This is a genomic window from Alcanivorax sp. HI0044 (assembly GCF_001634945.1).
This window is the reverse complement of the sequence record NZ_LWEZ01001519.1, coordinates 1-1,219: the sequence shown is the minus strand read 5'-3', so window position 1 is coordinate 1,219 and position 1,219 is coordinate 1. Positions and strand designations below refer to the sequence as shown.

Annotated in this window: 1 protein-coding gene and 1 pseudogene; both read right to left on the bottom strand. The window is 60.8% G+C overall.

Going from position 1 to position 1,219, the window contains the following annotated elements; all coding sequences use genetic code 11:
- Window positions 1-265 precede the first annotated feature (265 nt).
- Entirely contained in the window at window positions 266-883 is a 618-nt protein-coding gene (rsmD, locus tag A3730_RS22885; protein ID WP_063519339.1) for a 16S rRNA (guanine(966)-N(2))-methyltransferase RsmD, read from the bottom strand.
- Window positions 873-1,219 (bottom strand): annotated as a pseudogene (locus A3730_RS32115) (insulinase family protein); the annotation flags it as partial. The pseudogene A3730_RS32115 and the gene rsmD, both read right to left, overlap by 11 nt.

The following is a 1,219-nucleotide window of genomic DNA, read 5'->3' as shown; positions in this document are numbered from 1 at the left end:
GAATGTCACTTTTATTGATTTTTTTCTGCGGCTGACGCTTGGCCGCTTGATCGCGTTGCCCGGTGGTTATAGCAGTGGCTGCATTGGCATTCATGGCGGTGTCCTCATTGCTCATGGGCACAGTATTTGCCAACCGAAACTGGCACGAAAGTGCAGGTTGTGCCATTTTGCCAGCACGCACCGCCCAGGCACGGCGTAATAGGACACAGCCTGTGCCCGGGCGCCGGTTTACTGTGCCGTCACGACACTCCCGCCATAGCGCCTATCAACCCGGGCCAGTTTGCCGCCGGTATAGCCGCGCATGAATATCGCCGCCGCTTTTTTCTTTTGACAACACCCAGTGCGCCGGGACTGCAGGCACTTCACCCTGGCGGCGGCTTTCCACATAGATAATCGCCCCGTCCGCCAGCAGCCCGTGGGCTTCCAGCGCCTCACAGGCCGGCGTCACCAAACCCAGATCGTAGGGCGGATCAATGAAGACCAGATCAAACGGTTCCCGTTGCGCAGGTAACCAACTCAACGCATCGGCGCAATGCACGGTGATGCGTCCCTCAAACAATGGGGCTAACTGCCGGCTCAAATCCGCGCAGCGTTCGCGCTGCTTTTCGACCAACACCGCATCCCGGGCTCCCCGGCTCAGCGCTTCCGCCCCCAGCGCGCCGGAGCCGGCAAACAGGTCCAGCACCCGAAGCCCCGGCAGCTCGAACTGCAGCCAGTTGAACAGGGTTTCGCGCATACGATCCGACGACGGACGCAAATCACCGCCGTAGTCCACAAAGTGCAGCCGATGACCACGCCGTTCGCCACCGATAATCCGTACCTGACCTTTCTGCGCCGGGCCAGTACTGGCGCCGGGGCGTTTACCTGAACGCTTACGGGGCACGATCAGCGGGCTCCTCGGCGGCGGTATTTTCTGCCTCTCTATCGGCCGCACGAATCTGCGGTGCCTTGGGACCGATGCTGACGATGGCCAGATTGTCCGGGGTCAGATTGCGCTGGAACGCGGCACGAATGTCTTCCGCTGTGACCGTGCGCACCTGCTGGTTAAACCGCTGCAGATAATCCAGCGGCAGGTCGTAAAAGCCAATAGCGCCAAGCTGGCCGATGATGTCGCTGTTGTCCGCCGTGCCCAGAGCAAAGCTGCCAAGAATGCTGGTGCGGGTTTCTTCCAGCTGTTCTGCGGTGGGGCCGTCCTGCACAAACTGGTCGATCAGATCCA